The organism is Herpetosiphon geysericola (assembly GCF_001306135.1).
Taxonomy (GTDB): domain Bacteria; phylum Chloroflexota; class Chloroflexia; order Chloroflexales; family Herpetosiphonaceae; genus Herpetosiphon; species Herpetosiphon geysericola.
Genome location: NZ_LGKP01000011.1, coordinates 155331 through 178764, shown reverse-complemented (window position 1 = coordinate 178764; position 23434 = coordinate 155331). Strand labels below are relative to the sequence as shown.

At 51.0% G+C, this 23434-nt stretch carries 17 protein-coding genes and 1 pseudogene; 8 read left to right on the top strand and 10 right to left on the bottom strand.

Features of this window, described 5'->3' with window-relative positions; translation table 11 throughout:
• The first annotated feature begins 126 nt into the window (after positions 1–126).
• Genes SE18_RS05985 through SE18_RS05975 form a run of 3 tightly spaced genes read left to right on the top strand, consistent with a single transcriptional unit; the run spans position 127 to position 4946 of the window.
• Entirely contained in the window at positions 127–3411 is a 3285-nt protein-coding gene (locus tag SE18_RS05985; RefSeq protein ID WP_054533522.1) for a CPBP family intramembrane glutamic endopeptidase, read from the top strand.
• A gap of 51 nt (positions 3412–3462) precedes the next feature.
• Entirely contained in the window at positions 3463–4488 is a 1026-nt protein-coding gene (locus SE18_RS05980) for a DUF4388 domain-containing protein (protein ID WP_054533521.1), read from the top strand.
• 14 nt (positions 4489–4502) lie between these two features.
• The gene (locus tag SE18_RS05975) at positions 4503–4946 is read left to right on the top strand and encodes a DUF3806 domain-containing protein (RefSeq protein WP_054533520.1); all 444 of its coding nucleotides are present in this window, start codon (positions 4503–4505) and stop codon (positions 4944–4946) included.
• Positions 4947–5237: 291 nt separating this feature from the next.
• Here SE18_RS05975 and SE18_RS05970 read toward each other — a convergent pair whose 3' ends face one another.
• The 3 genes from SE18_RS05970 to SE18_RS05960 all read right to left on the bottom strand — a co-directional run bounded on the left by SE18_RS05970 (position 5238) and on the right by SE18_RS05960 (position 8532).
• Complete coding sequence (locus tag SE18_RS05970) at positions 5238–6377, bottom strand: STAS domain-containing protein (protein ID WP_054533519.1); 1140 nt, start codon at positions 6375–6377, stop codon at positions 5238–5240.
• Positions 6377–6961: a molybdopterin-dependent oxidoreductase gene (locus SE18_RS05965; protein WP_054533518.1), complete on the bottom strand. Its 585-nt coding sequence runs from the start codon at positions 6959–6961 to the stop codon at positions 6377–6379. The genes SE18_RS05970 and SE18_RS05965 overlap by 1 nt, the downstream gene beginning before the upstream one ends.
• Positions 6962–7275: 314 nt before the next feature.
• Entirely contained in the window at positions 7276–8532 is a 1257-nt protein-coding gene (locus tag SE18_RS05960; protein ID WP_054533517.1) for a PQQ-dependent sugar dehydrogenase, read from the bottom strand.
• Between the two features lie 41 nt (positions 8533–8573).
• On the opposite strand from SE18_RS05960, the gene SE18_RS05955 reads away from it, so the two are divergent.
• A complete protein-coding gene (locus tag SE18_RS05955; RefSeq protein WP_054533516.1) occupies positions 8574–9953 on the top strand; it encodes a replication-associated recombination protein A in 1380 nt (459 codons plus the stop codon).
• A 4-nt stretch (positions 9954–9957) separates the two neighbouring features.
• On the opposite strand, the pseudogene SE18_RS28315 reads toward SE18_RS05955, so the two are convergent.
• From SE18_RS28315 to SE18_RS05915, 7 genes and pseudogenes are all read right to left on the bottom strand, one after another.
• Positions 9958–10257, bottom strand: a pseudogene (locus tag SE18_RS28315) (YbaN family protein); the annotation flags it as partial.
• Positions 10258–10412: 155 nt separating this feature from the next.
• Positions 10413–10982 (bottom strand): hypothetical protein, encoded by a 570-nt coding sequence (locus SE18_RS05950; protein ID WP_054533515.1) that lies wholly within the window; start codon positions 10980–10982, stop codon positions 10413–10415.
• A 523-nt stretch (positions 10983–11505) separates the two neighbouring features.
• Positions 11506–13596: a CHAT domain-containing protein gene (locus SE18_RS05935; RefSeq protein ID WP_054533512.1), complete on the bottom strand. Its 2091-nt coding sequence runs from the start codon at positions 13594–13596 to the stop codon at positions 11506–11508.
• A gap of 70 nt (positions 13597–13666) precedes the next feature.
• Positions 13667–15955, bottom strand: coding sequence for a stage II sporulation protein M (locus SE18_RS05930; RefSeq protein WP_054533511.1), 2289 nt, complete (start codon positions 15953–15955; stop codon positions 13667–13669).
• Positions 15952–16932: an ABC transporter ATP-binding protein gene (locus tag SE18_RS05925; protein ID WP_054533510.1), complete on the bottom strand. Its 981-nt coding sequence runs from the start codon at positions 16930–16932 to the stop codon at positions 15952–15954. Before SE18_RS05925 ends, SE18_RS05930 begins: the two co-directional genes overlap by 4 nt.
• Positions 16933–17036: 104 nt before the next feature.
• Entirely contained in the window at positions 17037–17531 is a 495-nt protein-coding gene (locus SE18_RS05920) for a hypothetical protein (protein ID WP_054533509.1), read from the bottom strand.
• Positions 17532–17553: 22 nt separating this feature from the next.
• Positions 17554–18066 (bottom strand): hypothetical protein, encoded by a 513-nt coding sequence (locus SE18_RS05915; protein ID WP_054533508.1) that lies wholly within the window; start codon positions 18064–18066, stop codon positions 17554–17556.
• 233 nt (positions 18067–18299) lie between these two features.
• On the opposite strand from SE18_RS05915, the gene pepF reads away from it, so the two are divergent.
• From pepF to SE18_RS05895, 4 genes are all read left to right on the top strand, one after another.
• Positions 18300–20111, top strand: coding sequence for an oligoendopeptidase F (gene pepF / locus SE18_RS05910; protein ID WP_054533507.1), 1812 nt, complete (start codon positions 18300–18302; stop codon positions 20109–20111).
• Between the two features lie 63 nt (positions 20112–20174).
• Positions 20175–21278 (top strand): aminopeptidase, encoded by a 1104-nt coding sequence (locus tag SE18_RS05905; RefSeq protein WP_054533506.1) that lies wholly within the window; start codon positions 20175–20177, stop codon positions 21276–21278.
• 177 nt (positions 21279–21455) lie between these two features.
• Positions 21456–22220: a hypothetical protein gene (locus SE18_RS05900; protein WP_054533505.1), complete on the top strand. Its 765-nt coding sequence runs from the start codon at positions 21456–21458 to the stop codon at positions 22218–22220.
• Positions 22221–22230: 10 nt separating this feature from the next.
• Positions 22231–23409 carry a copper amine oxidase gene (locus SE18_RS05895; RefSeq protein ID WP_054533504.1) on the top strand — a complete coding sequence of 393 codons (1179 nt, stop codon included), beginning with the start codon at positions 22231–22233 and terminating at the stop codon, positions 23407–23409.
• Positions 23410–23434: the final 25 nt, after the last annotated feature.

The window sequence follows — 23434 nt, the reverse complement described above, 5'->3', positions numbered from 1 at the left end:
CCTATAGCCTCATCCCTGAATCCTGATCCCTCATCTCTTGCCCTATGTTCTATGCTCTCTGTTCTATGTTCTTTTTGACTTTGCTTTATACTAGGAATAACAACCTAACAGCGATGGAGGGCTGGCGTGCACAAGCCTGATACCAAACGACTGATTCCCCTAGGATTTGTTCTTTTAGCCATATTTGGAATTTTCTTAGCCATTGTATTTGCTGCTGAATCTACCCCAATGGCCGAGATTCGCTTCAACGTGGATCGTGATGCGGCCTTGCAACGCTCAGCGGAAGCATTGCAGGCGGCAGGCGGCGATCCTAGCCAATTTACCCAAACCATTACCTTTGGCTCGGATAATGACGCTCAATCGTATTTAATTCGTGAACGAGGCCGCGAAACACTCAATCAACGAGTACAGGAAGATCTTAATCTGGGCAGCTGGAATGTACGCTTTTGGCGCGAACTTGACCCTGAGCAATGGACAATTAGCCTTTCGCCAGCAAGCGGACGAATTCTAGCGATTAATCATAGTCGTCCTGATGAAGCCGCTGGAGCTACGTTGAGCCAAGCAGAGGCCTTGCTGCTGGCTCAAAATAAGTTGCAAATTCCACTTGATCAATTAACCTTACTCGATCAATTCACCACCCAACAGCCTAATCGTACCGACCATACCTTTATCTGGCAGCGCCGCGATCTGGCCGATGCTGAAGCGCAATATCGTTACAGCGTGACGATTGCAGGTAATGATTTGGGCCAACTCAGCGAGTATTATTGGTTGCCCCAAAGTTGGTATCTGGAGAAAGATTGGCAACTGCGGCGGGGCGGCCTGCTTAATCATACGGGCTGGACCTTGACCTATGCTCTGACTGCTTTGATCGGGGTAGCCTGGTTTATTCAAGCCCGGCGGGGCCGTTTGCGCTGGCGCTGGGCCTTGCACCTATTTGCGGCGGTGGCGGTGGTTGGCGTGTTGGTCATGCTCAACAGTATTCCACTCGATTTGGCCCATTACGACGTGAACCAAAGCTTGCCAGTCTATTGGGGCAACGTGCTTGGCGGCTACATTGGCCAACTTGTGACTATTGCCACCACGATTATTTTGGCGGGCATGGCTGGCGAAGCGCTGGTGTGGGAAAAGACCGAAGGCGCAGTTTCGTTGAGCGAAACCCTGACTCGGCGCGGCTTAGTTAGTCGTCCGGTGGTGAAGGCGCTCTGGATTGGCGGCTTGGTCGGTATTTTCCAATTGGGTTTTGTATCGGCCTTTTATGCTTTGGGCAACCGCTATTTTGACGTTTGGTCGCCAGTTACACCACTCTACGATGATACGATTGCCACGCCGTTTCCCGCACTCTATGGAATGGCGCTTGGCTTGTTACCTGCAATTGGCGAGGAATTGATCTTTCGCCTAGGCGGGATTACGGTTTTGACCCGCTATTTTGGCCCCCCCAAGTTAGCAATTATCGTTACAGCAGTGGTTTGGGCATCGTTGCATGCGACCTATCCGCAACGCCCATTTTATATTCGAGTTGTCGAATTAAGCATTATTGGCATCTTGTTTGGCTTTTTGAGCTTGCGTTATGGCGTGCTAGCCTCAATTGCGGCCCACTATACCTATAATGCCTCGTTGTATGTGCCGCTGTTTTGGAAAACCAATAGCTTCTATTTGCTCAGCGGGATTGCTGCAGCAGCCTTGGTATTGTGGCTGCTTGTGCCTTCAATTATTCGCCAACTGCGCGGCATTCCGCTTGAAAACGACAATACAATTCGCGCAGCCTTGCCGCCCCTCGTGCCCGATGCAGTTGTGCCCCAATTAACTTGGAAATGGCGCCGTGATTGGCTCTTGTTCGCTGGTTTATCGGGCGTGGTGGTCATTATTCTGCTGGTGATTGGGCTGAATCGTGCGCCAACCTTGGCTCGCAATGGCGTGCGCGAAGATCTGGTAGCCAGCACTGAGGCCATCGCCCAAGCCCGCACGATCGATTTGAGCGGTTTGAATCCCAGCGTTACCGCCGTTGCCGATTGGGTTGACCTCGATTTGGCTTACATCTACGATCAACTTGATGAACAAGAAATCGAGGCCGCTATTGCCAAGGGTACGCCTCGCGCTTGGAGCGTGCGCTGGTCGAATTGGGATCGGCCTGAATATAGTTGGTTGGTCTATCTCGACCCAGCAGGCCAGTTGCTCTCGTATCGCTTGAGCTTGCCCGAAAATGCTAGCGCCATTTCAACCACGCTTGAACAGGCCCAAACAATCGCAACCAACCATGCGAGTCAATTTATTAATCTTGATGATTATGAATTGACCAATACCAGCACCAGCCAAAAACCCAACCGCAGCGATTACAGCTTTGTATGGCAGACAAAAATGCCATGGATAGGCCAAGCCTATCGGCGTTTTGAGGTAACGGTGGCAGGCGATCAAGTGATTACCAGCTCGCCTGCGATGTACACACCGCCAGAATATCGCCGCGAGCGCGACCAAACGACGCTGGGCGAGAGTATTCTGAGCAATCTGCGCAATGCTTTGCGTACCATTCCGGCCACGCTCTTGCCAATTTTGGGCTTAATTGGCATTTTTCGGCGGCGCACCGAGCTTTGGCCGTGGGTTTGGTTGGGGATTGTGGTGGGAATTGGCTACTTGATTCAAGGTGCAGGGCGCTGGACATTTGCCCAAGTCAGTGAAGGGCCACGCTTTATTTTAGCAATTAGCCAAACCATCGCCAACGCTGTGCTGAATGGTGGCGAGCTAGCCTTGTTGGGTGCAGGAGCAGCAACCGCTTGGAATCTGACCAAACGCGAGCAACAATTGCCACTTGAAGCCTTTATCCGGGCAATTCCGCATCGGATTCAAGATTTCGTCGCTGATCGAGCGCAGGTTTTGCGGCGCGAAAGCGTGGTATTGGGCATTTTGCTCGTGCCATGGATCTTGCTGATTCGTAGCCTTGTTAACATGACGACCGCCAAAGCTGGCTTTTGGGCCAGCGTTCAACCGCTCAACGCACAATCAGCAATGCTTGATATACTATTACAAGCAACATTTGAGGCAATCACCACAAGTTTGCTCTTGATCGGTAGCCTGAGCATGCTAACATGGGTAGTACGTGGGAAGCAGCAAATCGCCTTGGCAATAACCTGTCTTGGAATGGCATTAACCCTTTTGCCATTACGCGAACCAGTGCAATGGCTTATTTTAGGCCTAAGCGTGCTGATCAGCATCTGGCTTGGCCGCAGGTTGCGCTGGAATGGGTTGGCTTTGGCGGTGGCGTTGTGGTTGGCAAACATCTTGCCAGCAGCCCTAACATTACTTGCAACAACCCCACGTTCTTGGCAACTAAATGGCGCAGCCTTGCTTGTGTTGTTTTGTGGCTTTTGTGGGTGGTATTTCGGTGGATGGTGGCAAACACAGAATGCAGAAAATTAATCAGACGCATACACATATTCGACGGGCTACTTGTTTGGTGTGGAGGATGGTATGAATTCATTGGCGGCAATCCCGCACCTTCACGATCTACCACAAGTGGTTGAAACCGTGAAACGGCGACAATTATCAGGCCGACTCACATGGATCGATCACATAGATCGGGTGCATTTATTTTTTGTCGATGGGATTTTGCGCCATGGCCAAGTAGACCCACATGGCCAAATTGGCGAAGATGCAGTTGATTGGCTATTAACGCGGCGTTCGGGCCATTTTGAATGGAACGCCGCCGATAACTTGTTTAAGCCAGCACACAGTATTAATGCAGAGATGGTAGCAAATTTTGATCGTTTATTAACGATTATGGTCGAAGGTGAAATTTTAAATCGGCCACCTGAGCACGATTTTGCACTGGAGTTTTTTGGCCTAAGTGCTGCGCCAATTCCCAAAGAGGCCTTAATTCCGCAGCCTGTGCGGCGTTCGTTAGTGCTGCCGCCAGGCGAGCACGATCCGAATAGCAGCAAGCAATTGCAAAGCCTGCCGCTCGGCAAGCAACTTGAATATTTACATGCTCAACGCTTTTCTGGTTATCTTTACTATCAGCCAGGCGCGCAAAGCACTGGCTTTGTGATGGGGATTGTGCTGTTCAGCGAGGGTAATTTGCGTGGCGTGCATGCCCAAGATTTGGGCAATGATCAATGGTTTAGCGCTAACCAAGCCTTGCAGCAGTTGGCCAGCGCGCATTCGCAGCCCGATCTGTATCAAACGCCAGCGCGCTTGATCGAGGCTTGTAGCGCAATTGTTGGCGCTGATCCTAATCGACCAGCAGCGATTGCGGCCTCGAAAACTATTTTGCAGCAGGTTGTTGCTGATGTGCATAAGCGCAGCGCTACCGGCGCCGTGCAAATTAGCGTGCCCGATAAACCAACCTTGTATGTGCCGTTTTACCAAGGCCAAGTGATTGGCATCTTGGAGCACGAATCGGGCAATAGCCGACTAAAACCAATGCCCAATAATCATCCATTACCCTTTGGTGTAGCCCATGTCACCTTGCGCGTGCTCGAACAGGCCACCAAATAATCATTAAGGTCGTTATGTCGCAACATGAACAAATTATCGCTGGCCTAGAGCACTTGGCGCAACACTTTGTGCGCTCAGTGCAAAGCCAGCTTGGCATCGAACTTGAGTATAATCACTTGGCAGTGAAATGGCTCAATACCTATATCGAACAAATTCGGCCCAATCACGACCCTGAGAATGTGCCCCCAAGTTTGGTACAATCGCTCGGTGCGTTTTTGGGCGCCTGCATTATTGCCAACTACGGCGGACGTTGGGGCCTCGAACGCGAGAGCAACGATTGGGGCATTGCCCTGCCCGTCCAAGGCGGCGATATTTGGGTTTATCCGTTTAACAAGGTCTATAAACATATCGCTGCTGGCGAAGAACATTCAGTGCGCATGTTTTTCGAGGCAATTCCCAACTTGATCGACCCAAGCCGCAATTGGAGCGGACCACAAAGCATAGAGCTCAGAACATAGAACATAGAGCATAAGTAGTAGGAATAAAAAAGAGATCGGGCTGCTCGTAGCTCGATCTCTTTTTTGGCAAGCGGACAGTCGTTGTTGGGTCATTGATCGGGATTGGCTAAAGAGATTAATTTAGCCACGAATTACACAAATTACACGAATAATTGACCAAAAGCCAATACTCCAAACTTATCCCCTTCGCGCTCTTCGTGGCCTTCGCGGTTTCAACCTTCGGGTTCTTCGTGCTCTTCGCGGTTACAGCTGCCGCCTGATCCCCGATCCCTGACCCCTAGCCCCTGATGCCTACTCTAGCGTTTTCGCGGTGGCCTCGATTGCCTGTTGCAAATTGGCGTAGGTTTGCAGGCCATGTTGGGGTAGGCCAGTATGGACTAATTCTTCGGCCACATCAGGCGTTACGCCCACCAACACCGGCTCGCAGCCAAGCAAACGCAACATCTGCAACAGTTGTTGCATACTAGCCGCCGCTGAGCGATCAATCGCCGACACTCCTGTTATGTCAAATAAAAGCACTTTGATGCGTTTGACTTCGACGTACTGCGCCGCAGAATCAGTAGCAATTTTGACCCGCTCGCTGGATAAATTGCCAATTACTGGCATAATTGCCATGCGATTACGCAACGGAATAATCGGAAACTGCATGCGCTGCACGGTGGTTTCCAAAACGCTGCGTTCAGCCATACTTTTTTCTAAATCGGCCAAGGTTTGTTGCAAGGCCTCGTTTTGCTGCTGCGCTAGCGCGTTGGAGCTAGCCAATTCGTGCTGCGATTGCTCAAGCGCGCTCGAGCGTTCTTGCAATGCGCCATAGGCTTTTTGCAGGGTTGTATCAAAGCGCCGCCGACTGAGTAAAAAGAAAATCGGCACTTGAATAATAATCCCGCCAAGAATAAATAAGAGCGTGATCCGTAAGCGTTCAAGTGATTGGCGTTGAAATTGCGCGGCGCGATCGACAATTTGGCGGCGCTCATTGACCATCGTGCGCGCATTGGTTTCCATATTGCTTAAAACTGGAATTAATTGCTGCACCGAGTTGGTCGAAATATTAAGCCGGGTCTGGGTTTCGAGCGTAAAGAAATCGCGCTTAATTACTTCAAACGAGCTACGTTCGAGCAAACTGCGTTGATCTTCGCGCTCAACTCGATAAAAATCACCCAAGATATTAATGCGGCTACCAACTAAATTACGTCGCAGCACAAACTCGTTGCCTAAATTGGGCGTGCCCATACTAATTTCATTGGCAATTACCCGCAGGCGCAAAATTTCGCGCTCAAGCTGGGTTGGGTTCCAAATGCCGCCATCAAGCGTGAAGAAGCGGTTGGCAACACTTAAGGTTTGTAAATTAAAGCCCAAGAGCACAAGCAAGATCAAAAAGATCAAGCTTGTGCCTGCAAGCACCAATCGGTGAATCCAACTGCGAGGCTGCATTACTTAATCTCCATACTCCGCAACTGCCAGATCCACATGCCCACATATTTCTCGTGCTCAAGTTTATAGGCGTGGTATGGAAACACAATTTCCAGTGGGCCTTTATCCGAAACAGCCATGCGCTCGCCATCCAAGCGGGTTGCCAAGATGACAGGCATGCTGCGCAATTCATCGATCGCAATATCAACGCTATAGTCGTTCAAGGCGATGGCTTTGACCGTTTTGGCGCTATCGCCAACCTTGGCCGCAGCGAAAATGCTGCTGAGCAACACCCCTTGGTAGGTCACGGTTCGACCCAAGAATGGATCAGTGAGCGTATATTCCACCACCCCAAGCTGTTCAAGCGTTTCCATGCTGAAATCAAGCTGCTGGCCATTATTGGTTTGGCCAATCAGGCCGCTGAGGCTCAAAACAACCTCAGAACTGGGGGCGGGAATTGGATCGCCAGCGTTAATGGTTGCAGGAGTAACCACCGTGTAGGCGCTAGCAGGATCAGTCGTGGTTTGGCCACAAGCAATCAGGCTTCCCATAACAAACAGATTGATAACCAATAGGCGAAACCACGGGCGAAGCGCGAAACGCATGCAGCGACCTCCTCAAACCAACAGCGAACGATAGAGTGTAAAGCAATCTGATCCAATCGATCACTTGTATCTATGCTACGTCAAGTTTGCAATTTGTGCAAAATGCCCAAAGTCGTGTCTTGCTTTAGCCTTCATCCCCCACGGTTGTGAATAGTTGAACCGGATTCATCCACCGTAAAGGGGATTAAGCACAGCAATAATTTTTTACAGTTAAATGCAGGTCGAACCGCATTTGGCCTGTTGCTAGGGTAGCCGTGGTTTAAACAAAAAAGGGTTGTTATGCAACAACCCTTGGTAAACAAATCGAGACGTGGCTACTTGGCAAAGACGCGGTAAATCGCCCCGCCAGCATCATCTGAAATATACAAACTGCCGTCGCGCCCAACAATGACATCAACGGGACGACCCCAAACTGCGCCTGCATCGGTCAGCCAGCCAGTGGCAAAATCTTGGGCATTGCCAGCTTTGCCATCGGTGATTGGCACAAATACGACTTTATAGCCAGTTGGGGTTGAGCGGTTCCACGAGCCATGGAAGGCCACAAACAAGCCGCTTTGGTAGGGTTCGGGGAAGTTGCTGCCGTTGCCAAACGCAAGGCCCAATGGCGCGCTATGAGCTTGCATCTCAACTGCTGGCGGCGTAACACCTTCGCAGGCATTGGCAGCTTTGCCAAACTCAGGGTCGGCAATGCGGCCTGAGTGACAGCGCGGCCAGCCAAAATCCAAGCCATCGCTAGTGGCAACATTAACGGTTTCAGGTGGCTGATCGTCGCCCAGCATATCGCGGCCATTGTTGGTAGCCCATAATTCGTTGCTGCCAGGCCGCCAAGTAATGCCGACGGCGTTGCGCAAGCCTTTGGCATAAATTCGGCCATTGCTGCCATCGGGATCATATTCCATCACGGCGGCACGGCGTTCGTCGTCTTCGTCGCAAACATTGCACGATGAACCGATCGCCACGTAGAGTTTGCTCTCGTCGGCGTTAAACAGCAAGGTGCGGGTGCTATGGCCACCATCTGGCAAACCATCGATGATCGTTTGGCGCTGAGTATATTTGCCCTCAGCATCAGGCTGGGTTAATTTGATCACCTTGGTGGTTTCAGCCACATACAAGTTGCCAGCTTGGTCGAAAATCATGCTTGATGGCGAATCGAAGCCATCAGCAATCACCTCAACGCCATCAGCCAAGCCATCTGCATTGCGGTCGGGCAGGCGCACAATCCGATCTTCGCCCCGTTCGGCGGTATAAATCGCGCCATCTGGGCCAATCGTCAGCATACGTGGGCCAGTCAATTTGCTTTGAAACACACTAATGCCAAAGCCAGCGGGCAAGCTAATTGGATTGGTTGGCGCAACCACTTCGGTTGGCGCGTTGGGCGCTGGTTTACCAGCACTTGTTGTTGGCTCAGGGCTTGGTACAATGACTGCTGTTGCTTCAGCAAGTGGAGTAGCGGAACTGCCAGCTGGTTGGTTGAGTGGCACACTCGTCGGCGCAATTGGCGCATCGACTTGTTGCTCGCCACAGGCTACCAACACACCAAGCAAACTAATCAGGAGCAGAGATTTGCGCATGGTACCTCCAAAACATCATCATAAGAAAGGTATCACAATTCATGGATTTATTTAGCTATCAAGCGAGCCAAAGCAACGATGCGCCCTTGGCAGCACGCATGCGGCCTCGCACGTTGGCCGAATACGAAGGCCAAACCAAAATTGTCGGCGAAGGGCGGTTATTGCGCCGCCTGATCGAGCGCGATCAATTGATTTCGCTGATTTTGTGGGGGCCGCCTGGCACTGGCAAAACCACGCTCGCGCGGATTATCGCTGGGGCTTCTTCGGCACATTTCGAGCCACTGTCGGCAGTCAGCGCAGGCGTGGCCGAATTGCGCAAAGTGGTCAAAGAGGCCACCGAGCGCCGCGGCATGTATGGCAAGCGCACGGTGTTGTTTATCGATGAAATTCATCGTTGGAACAAAGCGCAACAGGATGCAGTGCTGCCAGCGGTTGAGGATGGCACTGTCACCTTGATTGGGGCAACTACCGAAAATCCTTCGTTTGAAATTAATCGTGCCTTGCTTTCACGTTGTCGGGTAATTGTGCTTGAATCACTCGATGATCAGGCAATCGAGGCGATTATTGAACGCGCCTTGAGCGATAATGAACGCGGCTTGGGCAAACAGCGAGTGCAACTCAGCCCCGAAGCCCGCGATATGCTCATCCATTTGGCCAGCGGCGATGCCCGCGCAGCCTTGACCGCACTCGAAGCAGCAGCATTAACCCAAGTTCCCGAGCCAAACGGCCAACGCCTGATCGATTTGGAGGCGATTGTTGAGGCCTATCAACGCCGCAACGTCAGCTACGATAAAACTGGCGAATTGCATTACGACGCAATCTCGGCCTTACACAAATCGGTGCGCGATAGCGACCCCGATGGCGCGTTATATTGGATGGCACGCATGCTTGAGGGCGGCGAAGACCCATTGTATGTGGCGCGGCGGGTGATTCGTATGGCCGTCGAGGATATTGGCCTTGCCGACCCGCTGGCCTTAGGCATTTGTGTTGCCGCCCAGCAGGCAGTACATTTTATGGGCACTGGTGAAGGCGCGTTGGCCTTGGCCCAAGCAGTAGTCTATTTGGCCCAAGCACCGAAAAGCAATGCGGTTTATCGAGCCTATGGGGCAGTGATTCACGATGTAGAGGCCACCCGCAACGAACCAGTGCCGCTGCATTTGCGCAATGCGGTCACTGGCTTGATGAAGGGGCTGGGCTATGGGTCGGGCTATCAATATGCCCACGATTTCAAAGATGCCCAGGTTGAACAGGAGCATCTACCGCCGAATTTAGCGGGGCATCGCTATTACTACCCGACAGATCATGGCTATGAGGCGCGGGTTCAGCAGCGCTTGGCATGGCGTTACCCTGAGGATCAAGCTGCAACGTCGGAAGCTTCCACATCAGCCACGACACCCCAATCCCCACCGCCAAAAGAATGAGCCAAAGCCACCAAATCGGCTTAAGCCAGGCAGAAAGGGCTAAGGTTGGCCACAGCAAAAGCAGCGTGACAATCTTAGCCCGCAACGGCATGCCGCGTTTATCGCGAAAATTACGAATATAACTGCCCAAATAGCGATTGCTCATCAGCCAGTTATACCAACGTTGCGAACCACGCATATAGCACGCCGCCGAGACCAATAACGGCCCCGTGGTTGGAATCAGCGGCACGAAAATGCCAATTACGCCTAATATCAAGAAAAAAGTCCCAAGACTTACCCAAAGGAACTTACGAATTGATGTCATACCATGAATCCTTTAATCGATACTCTTGATATTATAGCGCTGCTTGGGCTGAACTTCCGTGACGTTTGTTGGCTAATTTGGTGCAATAGCCGAACCCTTAACAAACAAAAAGCGCAACAGATTGTGCTGCGCTTAATCAGCTATCTGAATTATGATTATTCAGCAGGCTTAGCTTCGGTTTTGGCTTTAGCAGCTTCGCGTGCTTCAATCGATTCTTGCCACATATCGCAGGTGGTTTTTAGGCCCGAGCTCAAAATCATTTTGGCGGCAATCGTCGCGCCAACTGAGGCAATAATTGGCAAATTAAAGGGCAAGAGGCCAATTAATAATGGCGCTAAGGCCGTGGCGATATTGTCAGCAGCAGCGTTGCCGCTATCGCCACCGACCACCGCCGTTGCAGTGCCACCCTTGGCTGCGGGCAATTGGGCCAAAATTTGGCTGCGCTCGCTGCTTTCGCTGGAGCACAACAAATTGTAGAGCTTTGGTTCGATTTCGGCCCACCAGCGTGCGCCAAAGGCCCGCAAATCCTTACCCAAGCCCATTTCAATCTCAGCTGGCTCAGCAAATGCACCGTTGGCCTGCGCTGCCTCTAATTGCGCTGCATCGGCTTCTTCAGCTTGCTTGACCTGAATCCCAAGCTTGCGAAATAAATCATCTTCCGAAAGCTCAACCAGCGTTTGAATTTGGCTGGCCAACACTGCTTCTTGATTGGTTGAATCGCTCACAGCAACTCCTTCACACAATGAATAATGATGCTTGGCTGGAAATAAAGGTTCGTTGTCAACTCAACTATAACACTGTTAAACTTTGGCAGCATAACAAGGGTTCGATTCCCGCTATCTCCACCACCTCGCCTAAACTTTGGCATCAGCATCGCCATAGTCGTCGGCGTAGTATCCTTCATCCTTTGCTTCTTTGCGCCTCTGCGTTAAAAATAGGCACTAAGAAGGCCACGAAGGCACACAAAGGATCGGAACCGCGAAGAACACGAAGAGCACGAAGGACATTTTTTAGCCACGAATTGCACGAATTACACGAATAACCATTTTTTAGCCACAGATTGGCACAGATTTTAAGATTATGTTCTATGCTCTCTGTTCTCTTTTCTTTTTGCCTTCTGACTTCTGACTTTTGCCTTCTGCCTTCTGCCTTTACTTCATCCCTCATAATTCATCCTTGCTCTATGCTCTCTGTTCTTTTTGACTTTTGACTTTTGATTTCTGCCTTTCCTTCATCCCTCATCCTTCATTAAACTTTGGCATCAGCATCGCCATAATAGGTATAGGCCAAACCCAAGGGGTTGCGCTCTTCTTCGATAAAGTAGCGCCGCAGGGCTGGCAGAATATCGCCCATCGCCTCGCCCAGACCCAAGCGTTCGATTAATTTTTGGCCAAAGGCTGCCGCAAATGGCGCGAGCATTGGGCATTCGGTGCCCAAAATACCGCGTGCGCCAAGTTGGCTAAAAAAAGGAATAAAACCGCTGCTCAAGGTTGGCAGCACTTGGGCCGATTCACACATATTCAAAATCACCAACGGTTTGCGTTCGAGTTTCAGGCCCCATTGGCTCAGCAAGCGCAACGGCAACAGGCTTTGGTTCCATTTCAGCCAGCTATCGCTACTATTTGGGTCACTTGGCTGATATTCTTTTTGGCTCAAACTCAGCAAATCGCTGTATTTGCTGCGCACACCTTCATCCAAACGCGCCATCTGATCACGAAACTTGGCCACCCAATCCGAGGTATCATCGGGAGTTTTGGCGGTGTGGCCATGGCAATACATATAAACAATATCGCTTTGGCTGAATAACGGGCCAAGGCTGGTTTTATCGCCAGCCTCCCGCAGATCAAGCGTAACATTGCCACGGCTAGCACTCCACGTTTGCAAGGCTGCACGGTGCTGTTGGGTTACATCAACCACACTATCGGCGATTGGCACGCGAAAATTATAGGTTCCGCCGCCAATCTGCAATTGCTGCTGAGCACTTGGCGCTTGTTGCGCATTTTGGGCCAGCTGCGTGGTCATAATCTCTAAACGATAGCGACAACCCCAAAATTTGCTCAAATCAACACTGTTCGGGTCGTTGACTGGCTCGGGGTAGAGCAAGCCCCATGGCACGCCGCTGGGCATACCTTGGTGAATAATCTGCAAGGCTGGTAGGCTTTGTTCAGCGCTAATTGTTTCGAGCCATGCACGCAAGGCCGCCAACGATGCTGCTTGTTCAGCAGTTGCGCCGCTTGGGGCAAATAACGCAGCATACAGCCGATTACCAACAACTGCCAATTGATACAAGCTTTCGCGCCGCTCAGCCAACTTGCCGCGCGTGCCTTGGCGATACGATGGCTGCCAAGTAATATCGTAGAGCGTGTTGCGAGCTTGGAGAATTTCATTGCTCAAGCTGGCTGCATTGATTGGCAACACCACATTCAAGCCACGTTGTTCGCGGCGCGTGCTTGTGCCTTCAGCTGGCCATGCCACGCTCATGCGATAAAACTCGCCATCGCCAGTTAATGTGCAGCTGATTTGCTTGGGCCGAATTGATGCTAAATCTGCAAAGCCAGCCGTGCGCGAATAGCTGACCCGTGCCAATAATGGCTCTGGCAAATCGCTCTCAACGGGGGTGATTTTGAAATGCAATTCAAGCGTTTGCAGCAGAGTCCAATTATAATAAACATTAATCCACAGAGGCAGATCATCGATCACTTGGTTGGCAGTCAGACTAAATTGGATGGTTTGGCTATCGCCGCTTGGTGGCAAACTCAAATGATGCATCGGTGCATCAAACACCACATACTGGCCTTTGCTCGACACACTGATAAATAAAGGCAAATCCTCGTTTGTTTCGGGCGTTGGCAAGGCTTCAGCAGTAGCTATCCGCGAATCGCTGCGGCGCTGGCCAATATTAATCCGCAAATGATAGCGGCCTGCTAGTGCTAAAGTCGAAGTCGCAGCAACCAAATCAGGCGGATCATCTGCATAATAGAGTGCAGCATTGATCACCCGCAATTGGTTTGTTGGCGGCGGAGCTACAGTCCCAGTCTCATCTGTGCCGCGATAATCGTCGGTATGTTTGGGTACAACCGGGTCGCTCTGCCAATGCGCAGTGCGATCTGGAAAAATGCGGATGATCGTGACCGTAACGCCAGCCAAGGCCCCGACGACTGAAACATTGCTTTGCTTCAGCTCAGCCACAGCAATCAACGTGGCAGCATCGCCCTCTTTGGGGTTGGGCGTAGGCGTAATCACCAGCCAATCGACGTGGCGTTGATTGACGATCATCAACGCGGTTGCCAAAGGCATACCAGCAGGCAAAATTAACGCAAGCGCAGAAGGAGCCACCATCAAAGTACCCTCCTAGCAGTACCAAGTGCTGGCTCCATTGTACGAAGCCGCTTCATGGCTTGTCAACAGGCTAAATTCCCAAAAAGCCATAGACCGTTTGATATACGACAGGCGTCAGCAAAACCTCAACTAAACCTGCTAGCACAAACCCAGGCACAATCACCAAGCAAAATACTTTCAAATACATGCCCCAAGCCCAGAGCAAATGCCGTCCGGCGCTATAGGTTGGCGGCACAAAGGCCAAGGATGCGCCCAGCCGCAAGGCCAAGGCCGCTGCAAACATGCTTAATGGAATTTCAATCAGGCCATGAGGTAATTCATAGGCCACCAGATAATTCAACCCTGCGCCAATCCCGCCACTCGCCGCCAGCGTGCTAGCCCGAAATGCGATGCTCATTAGGTTAATCACTGGCAGCATCAAGCCAAAAAAGCCCAGACTAAGCGCTGAAAACAGGCCAGCAAAAAAGATTGCAAACAGATTAGTGCTCAAAAGATTGCCAAATTTAGCTGTAACCAAGGCCCCACGATTGACATCCAAGCGGGTCATGATATTCGCCAACGATTGTTCGCGCTGGCTCTCTGGCGTAAATTGGCTGCCAAAGATAATTGCCGCCAAACAACAAATCAGCACCACCGCCAAAGCTAAGCGGGTTTCGCGCCAAACCACAGCCAATTCTTGGCGATAGAAGCGTTTGATCCATGCGCTAAGCTTGCGTTCTGGGCCATGCGCAGTTTGTACATAAAACAGTGGCAGATGCTTATCGGGATTCGTGCCAGCAGGGCGAATTTCGCTGATGAAGGCATTCAAGGCGCGATTAATTTGGCTAAAATTAAGCGCTAAATGCTCACGCGACAGAATTGATTCGCGTTTAAAACTGCCAATCCCAGTGCGGCTGAGCACAATCGTCAAAATCAGCATCACCGCCATAATTGCATTCAGCACATCATAGCGTTCGCCAATAATCAACACCGCCTCAAGCTGCACCATAATTGCCACTGGCACCAAAATGAAACTGGCTAATAAGTTGGCCAAGCGCACAGTGTTGGTATGCGATGAAATCACGACTGCTGCCGAAACCATTGCCAAAGCCTGGGCAATGCTCAGCAGCACCATTTGACTAAAGATCGCAAGATCGATTCGGCCAAGCAAGGCAGTTGGGGCAAAAATACTCAGGCCAACCCCAAACAGCAGCATCGCAATGAGGCTGGCCCCAATTGGCGGCACAATCGCCGCCAACAACTTGCCGCGATACAATTGACCATCGCTAATTGGCATTGAAAACAGTGATTCTAGCGAGCCACGTTCACGCTCGCCAACAAACACCTCTAGCGCAACAATCAACGAAAACGACGCAGGTAGAAAACCCACCAGCAACACAATAAAGGGCATTAAATTAACCACACCCTCTGGTGTTTCAACATTCGAGTAGGCATAGATTACGCCAAACAAAGCGCCAATTGGCACCAAAAAGGTCAGCAAGCCAATCGGAATCAAAATCCGCCAATCACTCAAGGTATCAGTTGCTTCACGGCGCAAAATCGTCAACACTGGGCCATGAGTCGTGGTCGCTTGGCTCAGGCGTTGGGTTGAACTGCGTTTGCTGATCGTTTCATGCTCACGCGAAAGCAATTCTTCGCGATTGAAACTATACATACCCCAGCCAACCATCACCAGGCCAACCACCAGCAACAATCCATTGATCAAGATAATTGGCAAAACCATGCCATTAATGATGATCAAGGATTCAATCTGGACCAAAATTGCCATTGGAATCAGAATGAAACTCGCAAGTAAGTTGGCAGCTCGAATGCTGGTCGTATGTGAAGAAACATAGACCGCTGCTGCAACCATGGTGAAGACTTTAATCAGCAAAATAGCCGTAATCCCCAGAATCCAGGCACTGGTCAGATATTCGCTGAGAAAGACGCGATTTGGCAGCGAGGCCATGCGGATAGGGCGCCCAAATTCAATCGCCACGCTATAAATAACCATTGCCACAGCCGAGGAACCAACTGGTGGCAGCAGGGCGGCAAAAAATTTGGCCAAATACAAGCCGCGATCGCTCAGCGGCATCGCCAAAAGCGATTCTAAAGTTGCGCGCTCACGTTCGCCAACAAACGATTCCAGCGGGCCAATCAAGGAAAGTGAGGCAGGCAAGAAGCCAGCAATCAACAAGCCAAGCGGCACTAAGCTGCGACTGATAAATTCATCGTCAAGAAAACTCACCGCCTGGGCCACGCCCGCCCGTAAGATCAGCGGCAACAGCACCGAAAGAATACACAGCGGAATCAAGGTGCGCCAATCGCTCAGGGTATCGCGTAAATCGCGCCGCGTAATGGTTAGGGCCTGATTGCTCATACGGCTACCTCGGCTACCGCAGCAGCGTTTGGCTGCACAGGCTGGTTGCGAACCCGTTCGTTATGAGTTTGGCCAACAATCGTCAGATAGACATCTTCTAACGAGCGCTGCACCTCGTTGATCGATAGTAACGGCCAGCCCCAACCGCTGATCCGTTGAATGAGGCTAGGATTAAGCGCGTGTGGCTCGGTGGTGCGATAGCGCAACCAACTATCGCCAACTGCCTCAATTGTGAGCAAATCGGCTAAGCGAGCGGCTAGCTCAGGTTGAGGTCGAGCCAAGCGTAATTCCCAAATTGGGTCGCCCATCAATTCTTGGCTCAGCTCAGCAATCGTGCCCTGCACGGCAATGCCGCCATCGTGGACAACAGCGATGCGGTCGGCTAGTTCTTCGGCCTCGTTCAAATTGTGGGTACACAGAATGATCGAGCGCTGAGCCGAGCGCAAGCCAGCAATCGCATCGCGCACCGTGCGCGCTGAATGCGGGTCCATGGCGGTGGTTGGCTCATCGAGATACAAAATATTGGGATCGTGGATCATGGCCCGAATTAAGGCCAGTTTTTGTTTCATGCCCTTGGAATAGCCATCGATCCGTTTTTCGCGGGCTTCCCACAGGCCAAATTGTTGCAATAACTCAATCGCGCGCTTGCCACAATCACGGTCGTTCATGCCTTGCAGCCGCCCAAAAAACAATAAATAATCAAGCGATTTCATGCGATGGTAGAGGCCTGGAAATTCGGTGAGCAAGCCAACGGCGTGGCGCACTTCACGGGCATGGGTTTCAACATTAAAGCCGCCGACAATTGCCCGCCCGCTGGTTGGCTTAAGAATTGCCGCCAACATGCGAATGCTGGTGGTTTTGCCAGCGCCATTGGGGCCAAGCAAGGCTAAAACTTCACCAGGTTTAACTTCAAGCGAAACGCCCTTGACAGCGTGAAAATCTCCAAATTGCTTGCGTAACTCTTCAGCAACAATCATTGCAGAACTCCTATCCAAACCGCCACCATCATGAAAAAAGGGCGTACCAATACCAGACCGCAAAAACCCTCGCTTGTCAAGCCTACCATAGTCCAATTGTGCTGCTAGTGCCCAGTTTGTTTTAACCAACTCTGCATTCGCCAACCAGCCAAGGCATTGGCCACAATAAAATTAAGCATGTGCACCTCGAGGAATCCAAGCCGAAAACCGAAATACTCCTGGCCAAACCAAGGTGGTATTAGCGACCAAAGATCCCAAAATGGCACCAAAGAACCAAAACCCAAAGCCATTATTGCCGCCCCAATGGCATAGTAGAGACAAAACCAAAAGGTTTTATCACGCTTAATTTGACGTTTGTACAACCCGATCGTGGTGAAAACGCTAACCCAAAAGCCCAAAACCAGCGCAATCAATCCACCAAGCACAACATAAAACAAAAAGGGGTCTATGAGCGATATGGCTATTCCAGAAATAGTTACCATAACCAAAACCCCATTGATTAGACCCGTACCAAGAATGATCTCTCGCCAACTACGCCAAAACCATGCTTGCCAGCGCACTATTTTAACCAATTCACTGCTAGGAACCTGATAGTCCATTGTAACCCCGCTTGTAAATCAATCAACTTTCAGGCGGTGGCGGAGCTTCTGCCGCAGCAGGCTGCTGACGATTTAACCAACCGTGCATATGCCAACCAACCAGACCGCTGGCCAGCATAAAAAACGCCATTGGCAGCTCAACGCTTAGAATACGAAAATGATCGTTATCGAAGCTCCAGATATTCCACGCTGAGGTTAGCAAATAAAAAATCAACACCACAATGGCAGCCCACGCTGCATAATGCACAGCAAACCAAAAGGCTGGCTGGCACTCAAACTCACGTTGATATAAGCCGATTGTGCTAAAAACGCTGACCCAGAAACCTAAAACCACGCCAACCAACAACCCGAGCACCCCAAAAAACAGTAATCCTTCCATACCACCAAGGTTCATGGTCAGAGCTGTATTCGCAAGGATAATCCAGCCCCAGCCACGCCAAAACCAGCGTTGCCAACTAACGCCATGGGCTGGCAACACCTGTGGTGGCTCAGGCTTTGAATAGTGGGGAAAGACAGGCTCATTCGGATACTGCATAACTACCTCGCTTTTGCTTGAATCAATCGACTGGCTTTACTATAGCCAATGCACGGCGCATGGAGCAGCAACTTTGCAGCAGATTAACCGCAGTTCAGCCAAAAGTCGGGTAGTGCAAATCGTGCAGTTTATGCTAAAATCAGCATACTGTATCGATTAGGTTGTATAGTTATGAGACCAGTGCTGCGATGGTGCAACACTGAAGCATTGACATTAAACGGGAGAACCCCCTCATGACCATGGTTGAAGAACAGGTACCAACCCGCGAGGAAGTAAGCGCCGAAGACACTTGGGATATTAGTAGTCTGTATGCAGACCAAGCGGCTTGGGAGGCTGACGTTGAACGGATTAGCAACGATTTGCTGCCAGCCTTGACCAGCCTGCAAGGCAGCCTAGCCAACGGTCCTGAGGCATTATTGGCAGTGTTTCAAGCCCAAGAAGCACTTGGCATGGTGCTCGAACAAATCTATGTCTACGCCAGCCTGCGCGCCGACGAAGACACCGCCAACCAGCATCATCAGGCGCTCGAAGAACGGGCCACCGCGCTCTCGATTAAGGCCAGCGCCGCCACGTCGTGGATCGAGCCTGAGTTGTTGGCACTTTCCGACGAGCAAATTTTGGGCTACATTAACGCCTTGCCGTCCCTCGAAGTCTATCGCCGTGCCTTAGAAGAACAAATTCGCTTGCGCGAACATACCCGCTCTGGAGAAGTTGAGGAATTATTGGCCCAAAGCGGCGAGATTAGCCGTGGCGCCCAAACTACCTTCAACATGTTTAGCGATGCCGACCTCAAATTCCCGCCCATTGAAGACGATCAAGGCAAGCCAGTTGAAGTCACCATGGGTCGCTATTCGGTCTTGTTGGAAAACCCCGACCAACGGATTCGCCGCGACACCTTTATGAGCATCCACAGCACCTATCGCCAGTTTCGCAACATGTTGGCGGCAAACTATGCCACCAACGTGCGCAGCAATATTTTCTATGCCAAAGCGCGCGGCTACAATTCGGCCTTGGAGGCCAGCTTAAAACCCAAAGAAATTCCTATGAGCGTCTATGATAATTTGATCAGCACGGTGCACGAGCACTTGCCCAAATTACATCGTTATGGGGCAGTGCGCAAGCGCATTTTGGGCATCGACAGCCTGCATGCCTACGATTGGTTTGTGCCCTTGAATGGGGCTGCACCAACCAAAATTGATTTCGAGCAAGGGGCTTCGTTAATTCTGAGCGCCTTAGAGCCGCTGGGTGCTGAATATAGCTCAAGCCTCGGCCATGGGCTTGAATCGCGCTGGGTTGACCGCTATGAAAACAAAAACAAGCGCTCAGGAGCCTATTCATGGGGTTGCTACACCTCGCAACCATTCATTTTGATGAATTACAAAAATAACTTGAATAGCCTGTTTACCCTGGCCCACGAGCTTGGTCACTCGATGCACTCGTTGCTGACCCGCAAAAATCAGCCCTATACCTATGGCAGCTACACCTTGTTTGTGGCTGAAGTTGCTTCGACCTTAAACGAAGCCTTGCTGGCCGAATATATGCTCAAAACCAGCGATGATCCAGCCTTACGCTTACAATTGGTCACCCAGCAAATTGATGATATTCGTGGCACCTTGTTGCGCCAAACCTTGTTTGCAGAATTCGAGCGCGAAACCCATCGCATGGCCGAACAAGGCGAAGCCCTGACCGCCGATAACCTCAGCGCCTTGTATCGCCGCTTGATCGAGCAATACTATGGCCCTGAATTGGTTTTCGATGAAGAATTGGATATTGAATGGGCACGGATTCCCCATTTCTATCGCTCGTTCTATGTGTACCAATATTCAACTGGCATTTCAGCAGCCCTTGCCTTGACCGACAAGATTTTGACCGAAGGCCCTCAGGCTGCCGAAAATTATGTCAATTTCTTGCGCGGTGGCAATTCCAAATCATCAATTGACTTGCTCAAGGGCGCTGGGGTCGATATGACTACGCCAGACCCAATTCATCGAGCCATGAACCGCTTCGGCGATTTGGTGACCAAACTCGATGAATTAACTGCTTAATCTTCGTTCAATCCTCGCCCTTCGTTGTGAAGGGCGAGTTGGTGTGTTGTGTAAGGAGCTGACATGGCCGATCCACGGGTTGTCAAAATGGCCCATACCTTGGTCAATTATTCGATGAAGATCAAAGAAGGCGAAATGGTGGTTTTGCAAAGCGAACCAGCTGCCGCACCCTTGATTAAAGAAATGTATCGCGAAATTTTGTTGGTCGGTGGTAATCCAGTCGTCCACACCGTTATGCCTGGCATCTCGCGCATTTTGCTGAACCATGGCAACGATCAGCAGTTACAATGGATCTCGCCCTACGATCGTTTGGGAATTGAAACCGCCGATGTGCGGATTCGGATCGATGCCCAAAGCAACACCCGCGAACTCTCGCAGGTCGACCCAGAGCGCCAATCGGTGTTTCAAAAATCGCGTAGCGAATTGATGGGCAAATTGATGTCGCGCACCCATGCTGGCGATTTTCGCTGGTGTGTCACGCTCTTTCCAACCGAGGGCTTGGCCCAAGATGCCAACATGAGCTTGCCCGATTTTGAAGATTTTGTCTATGGCGTGTGCTTCTTGAATGAAGCCGACCCCATTGCCAAGTGGCAAGAACTCCACGACAAGCAAGCCCATTTGATTAATTTCTTGGAAGGCAAGCGCGAAGTGCATATCGTGGGCGAAGGCACCGATATTCGCTTGGGGATTGCAGGGCGCAGTTTTGTCAATTGTGCTGGCGATTCAAACTTTCCCGATGGTGAGTTCTTTACTGGCCCAGAAGAAACGAATGTCAACGGGATTGTACGCTTCTCCTTCCCAGCGATCTATAATGGCCGCGAAGTCGAAGATGTGCAATTGACCTTTGAAGCTGGCAAAGTTGTTAAGGCAACTGCCAAGAGCGGCCAAGATTTCCTTGAGCAAATGTTGAATGTTGATGCTGGAGCACGGGTTTTGGGCGAATTTGCCTTTGGCACCAACCCCAACATCAAAAACTACACCCGCAACATTTTATTCGATGAGAAAATGGGTGGTACAATCCACATGGCCCTCGGCGCTTCCTACCCTGAAACTGGCGGCTTAAACCAATCGGCAATCCACTGGGATATGGTTTGCGATTTGCGCCAAAACAGCGAAGTCTATGTCGATGGCCAACTGTTCGAGAAAAACGGCACATTCGTCGTCTAAACCTTCCCTTATTCTTCCAACTTAAGCATGTTCGAGGGTATGAACAGCAGTGTTCATACCCTTTAGGCTATGATTCAGGCAGTGACGCAAGTTCTGGGTTATGTTGGTTTCTGGCCCAACGCCCATCGCAATGCGGCTGCTTGATTATTGAACCATTTCTGCTGTAAGGAGAGTCCGATGGTCGTATCTCGCTCACGGGCAGTGCTCAAAAACGTTGCATGGCTGACATGCGGCGCGTTGGTTGCCCTGCTGATCGTCTATCTGCGGCGTGATCCGCAGGCCACCGCCGCCCCGAACACGGTTACTGGCAAGGTCGAAATTGCCGCCCAGAGCAATCGCTCAGGCTATGACCCGTTATCGTTGGCCGAAATTGAGCAAGCCCAGAAGATTGCGCTCAACGCATGGCAAGCCAAACGCGGCAACGTTGTCGAAAACAAAGCCGTACCTGCTGATGCGCAGTTGGAATTCGTCAAAACCGAACGCCACGAAGAAATTCAAGCGGTGTACAACAAGGGCACATGGCAACGCCGCGCCGATGTGCTGATTTTCGATTATGCCAAAAACAGCTTGGTTGCCGTGTTGGTCAACCTGAGCACTGGCAACGTCGATCTGCTTGATCAAGCCCGCGGCAGCCAACCACACCCGACCGATCGCGAAACCACGCGCGCGCTGCAATTGGTCTTGGATCATCCCTCGTTTGGGCCACAACTACGTGGCGAGTATCAAGCCTTGACTGGCAAAAGCCTGACCAAGGCCAGCCAATTACGGGCAGCAGGCTTCGTCTATATTGCCGAGCCACAGGTTGATAATGCTGCTGTTTTGCGCAGTTGCCAACAAAATCGCTGTGTTCAATTGCTCCTCAGCGCCGATAATGAATGGGCGGTTGAGAGCACTCCGATTGTCGATCTATCGAATGGCCTTGTGGTTAGTTTGAAGCGTTAGGAGCCTGGCGATGAAGCTTTCAGCACGTTGGGGCATGCTGCTTGGCATGCTATTAATTGGGGCCAGTCTGCTTAGCACAAACTCGCAGCAAGCGGCCAATGCCCAAACCCGCGACCGTTGTTCTGGCGGCAGTTTTATCATTAATAAAACCTTGGAAAATGGCGCCAATTGGGCCTTATGTTGGGAAGAACGTAGCAGCGAAGGGATTGTGCTGCGTGGCATCCGCTACACCCCACCAGGTGGCAACGCGATTTCGATTATCAACCAAATTAATTTGGCCCAAATTCACGTTCCATACGACGATAACACCGCCCGCTTCCACGACCTCTCCGATTATGGCTTGGGTGGTGGCCACCTGAATAACATGACAGCAGCAGATTGCCCAGATGGAACCTTGCTGCAAAATAATGGGCGCAATGTGCTGTGTGCTACGCTTGTGCCAACCGGCTATGCCTACAAATACTATGCCCAAGTCAAGCAAGGCTCGGCCTTGGTGGTGCGCTCCGTCTCGCACATTGGTGCCTATAACTATGTTAGCCAGTGGATTTTCCACGATGATGCCACGATTGAACCAGGCATCGGCGCAACTGGTAAATTGCAAAAATGTACCAATGTAGCCAAATATGGCTGGAAGATCGATGCAAATAGCTGTCAATATGGCACATCGCACGTTCACAATTACTACTGGCGGATCGACTTTGCGCTTGGTGGCAACACCAATAACGTCGTTGAGCAGATCGAATTCGATTCAAGCGGCACAGCCCAACGTGGCTTACAAGTACAAACCTATACCACTGAAACCGCCGCTCAAGTCAATCCGGAAAATTTTCGCTCATGGCGGGTCAAAAATAGCACTGTCCTGAATAGCGATGGGCACCAGATCTCGTATGACATCATTGGCAACTCCGATCATGTGTTCCGTGGCCCTTCATTTGAGCCATGGACCAAGAACGATGTCTATGTGACTGAAAACAACCCCTGCGAACGCTGGGCTTCGCGCAACGATGGCAATACCTGCGCTGATGATGTTAGTGGTTTTGTGAATAACCAAACCTTGGTCGACCCAATCGTTTGGTATGGGATGACCTTCCATCACCTGCCGCGCGACGAAGATGACCCGTTAATGTCGGCCCACTGGAGCAGCTTCCAAATGGTTCCCCGCGACTTATACGCTAGCCAACAACGCTAAAAAAACCAACGCCCGCTCAGAGTTG

What these genes read in the sequence shown, in the direction of transcription:
- SE18_RS05980 (WP_054533521.1), top strand. Translation starts at nt 3,463, where the DNA reads ATGAATTCATTGGCGGCAATCCCGCACCTTCACGATCTACCACAAGTG.
- SE18_RS05975 (WP_054533520.1), top strand. Translation starts at nt 4,503, where the DNA reads ATGTCGCAACATGAACAAATTATCGCTGGCCTAGAGCACTTGGCGCAA.
- SE18_RS05970 (WP_054533519.1), bottom strand. Translation starts at nt 6,377, where the DNA reads ATGCAGCCTCGCAGTTGGATTCACCGATTGGTGCTTGCAGGCACAAGC.
- SE18_RS05965 (WP_054533518.1), bottom strand. Translation starts at nt 6,961, where the DNA reads ATGCGTTTCGCGCTTCGCCCGTGGTTTCGCCTATTGGTTATCAATCTG.
- SE18_RS05960 (WP_054533517.1), bottom strand. Translation starts at nt 8,532, where the DNA reads ATGCGCAAATCTCTGCTCCTGATTAGTTTGCTTGGTGTGTTGGTAGCC.
- SE18_RS05955 (WP_054533516.1), top strand. Translation starts at nt 8,574, where the DNA reads ATGGATTTATTTAGCTATCAAGCGAGCCAAAGCAACGATGCGCCCTTG.
- SE18_RS05935 (WP_054533512.1), bottom strand. Translation starts at nt 13,596, where the DNA reads ATGGTGGCTCCTTCTGCGCTTGCGTTAATTTTGCCTGCTGGTATGCCT.
- SE18_RS05930 (WP_054533511.1), bottom strand. Translation starts at nt 15,955, where the DNA reads ATGAGCAATCAGGCCCTAACCATTACGCGGCGCGATTTACGCGATACC.
- SE18_RS05925 (WP_054533510.1), bottom strand. Translation starts at nt 16,932, where the DNA reads ATGATTGTTGCTGAAGAGTTACGCAAGCAATTTGGAGATTTTCACGCT.
- SE18_RS05920 (WP_054533509.1), bottom strand. Translation starts at nt 17,531, where the DNA reads ATGGACTATCAGGTTCCTAGCAGTGAATTGGTTAAAATAGTGCGCTGG.
- SE18_RS05915 (WP_054533508.1), bottom strand. Translation starts at nt 18,066, where the DNA reads ATGCAGTATCCGAATGAGCCTGTCTTTCCCCACTATTCAAAGCCTGAG.
- pepF (WP_054533507.1), top strand. Translation starts at nt 18,300, where the DNA reads ATGACCATGGTTGAAGAACAGGTACCAACCCGCGAGGAAGTAAGCGCC.
- SE18_RS05905 (WP_054533506.1), top strand. Translation starts at nt 20,175, where the DNA reads ATGGCCGATCCACGGGTTGTCAAAATGGCCCATACCTTGGTCAATTAT.
- SE18_RS05900 (WP_054533505.1), top strand. Translation starts at nt 21,456, where the DNA reads ATGGTCGTATCTCGCTCACGGGCAGTGCTCAAAAACGTTGCATGGCTG.
- SE18_RS05895 (WP_054533504.1), top strand. Translation starts at nt 22,231, where the DNA reads ATGAAGCTTTCAGCACGTTGGGGCATGCTGCTTGGCATGCTATTAATT.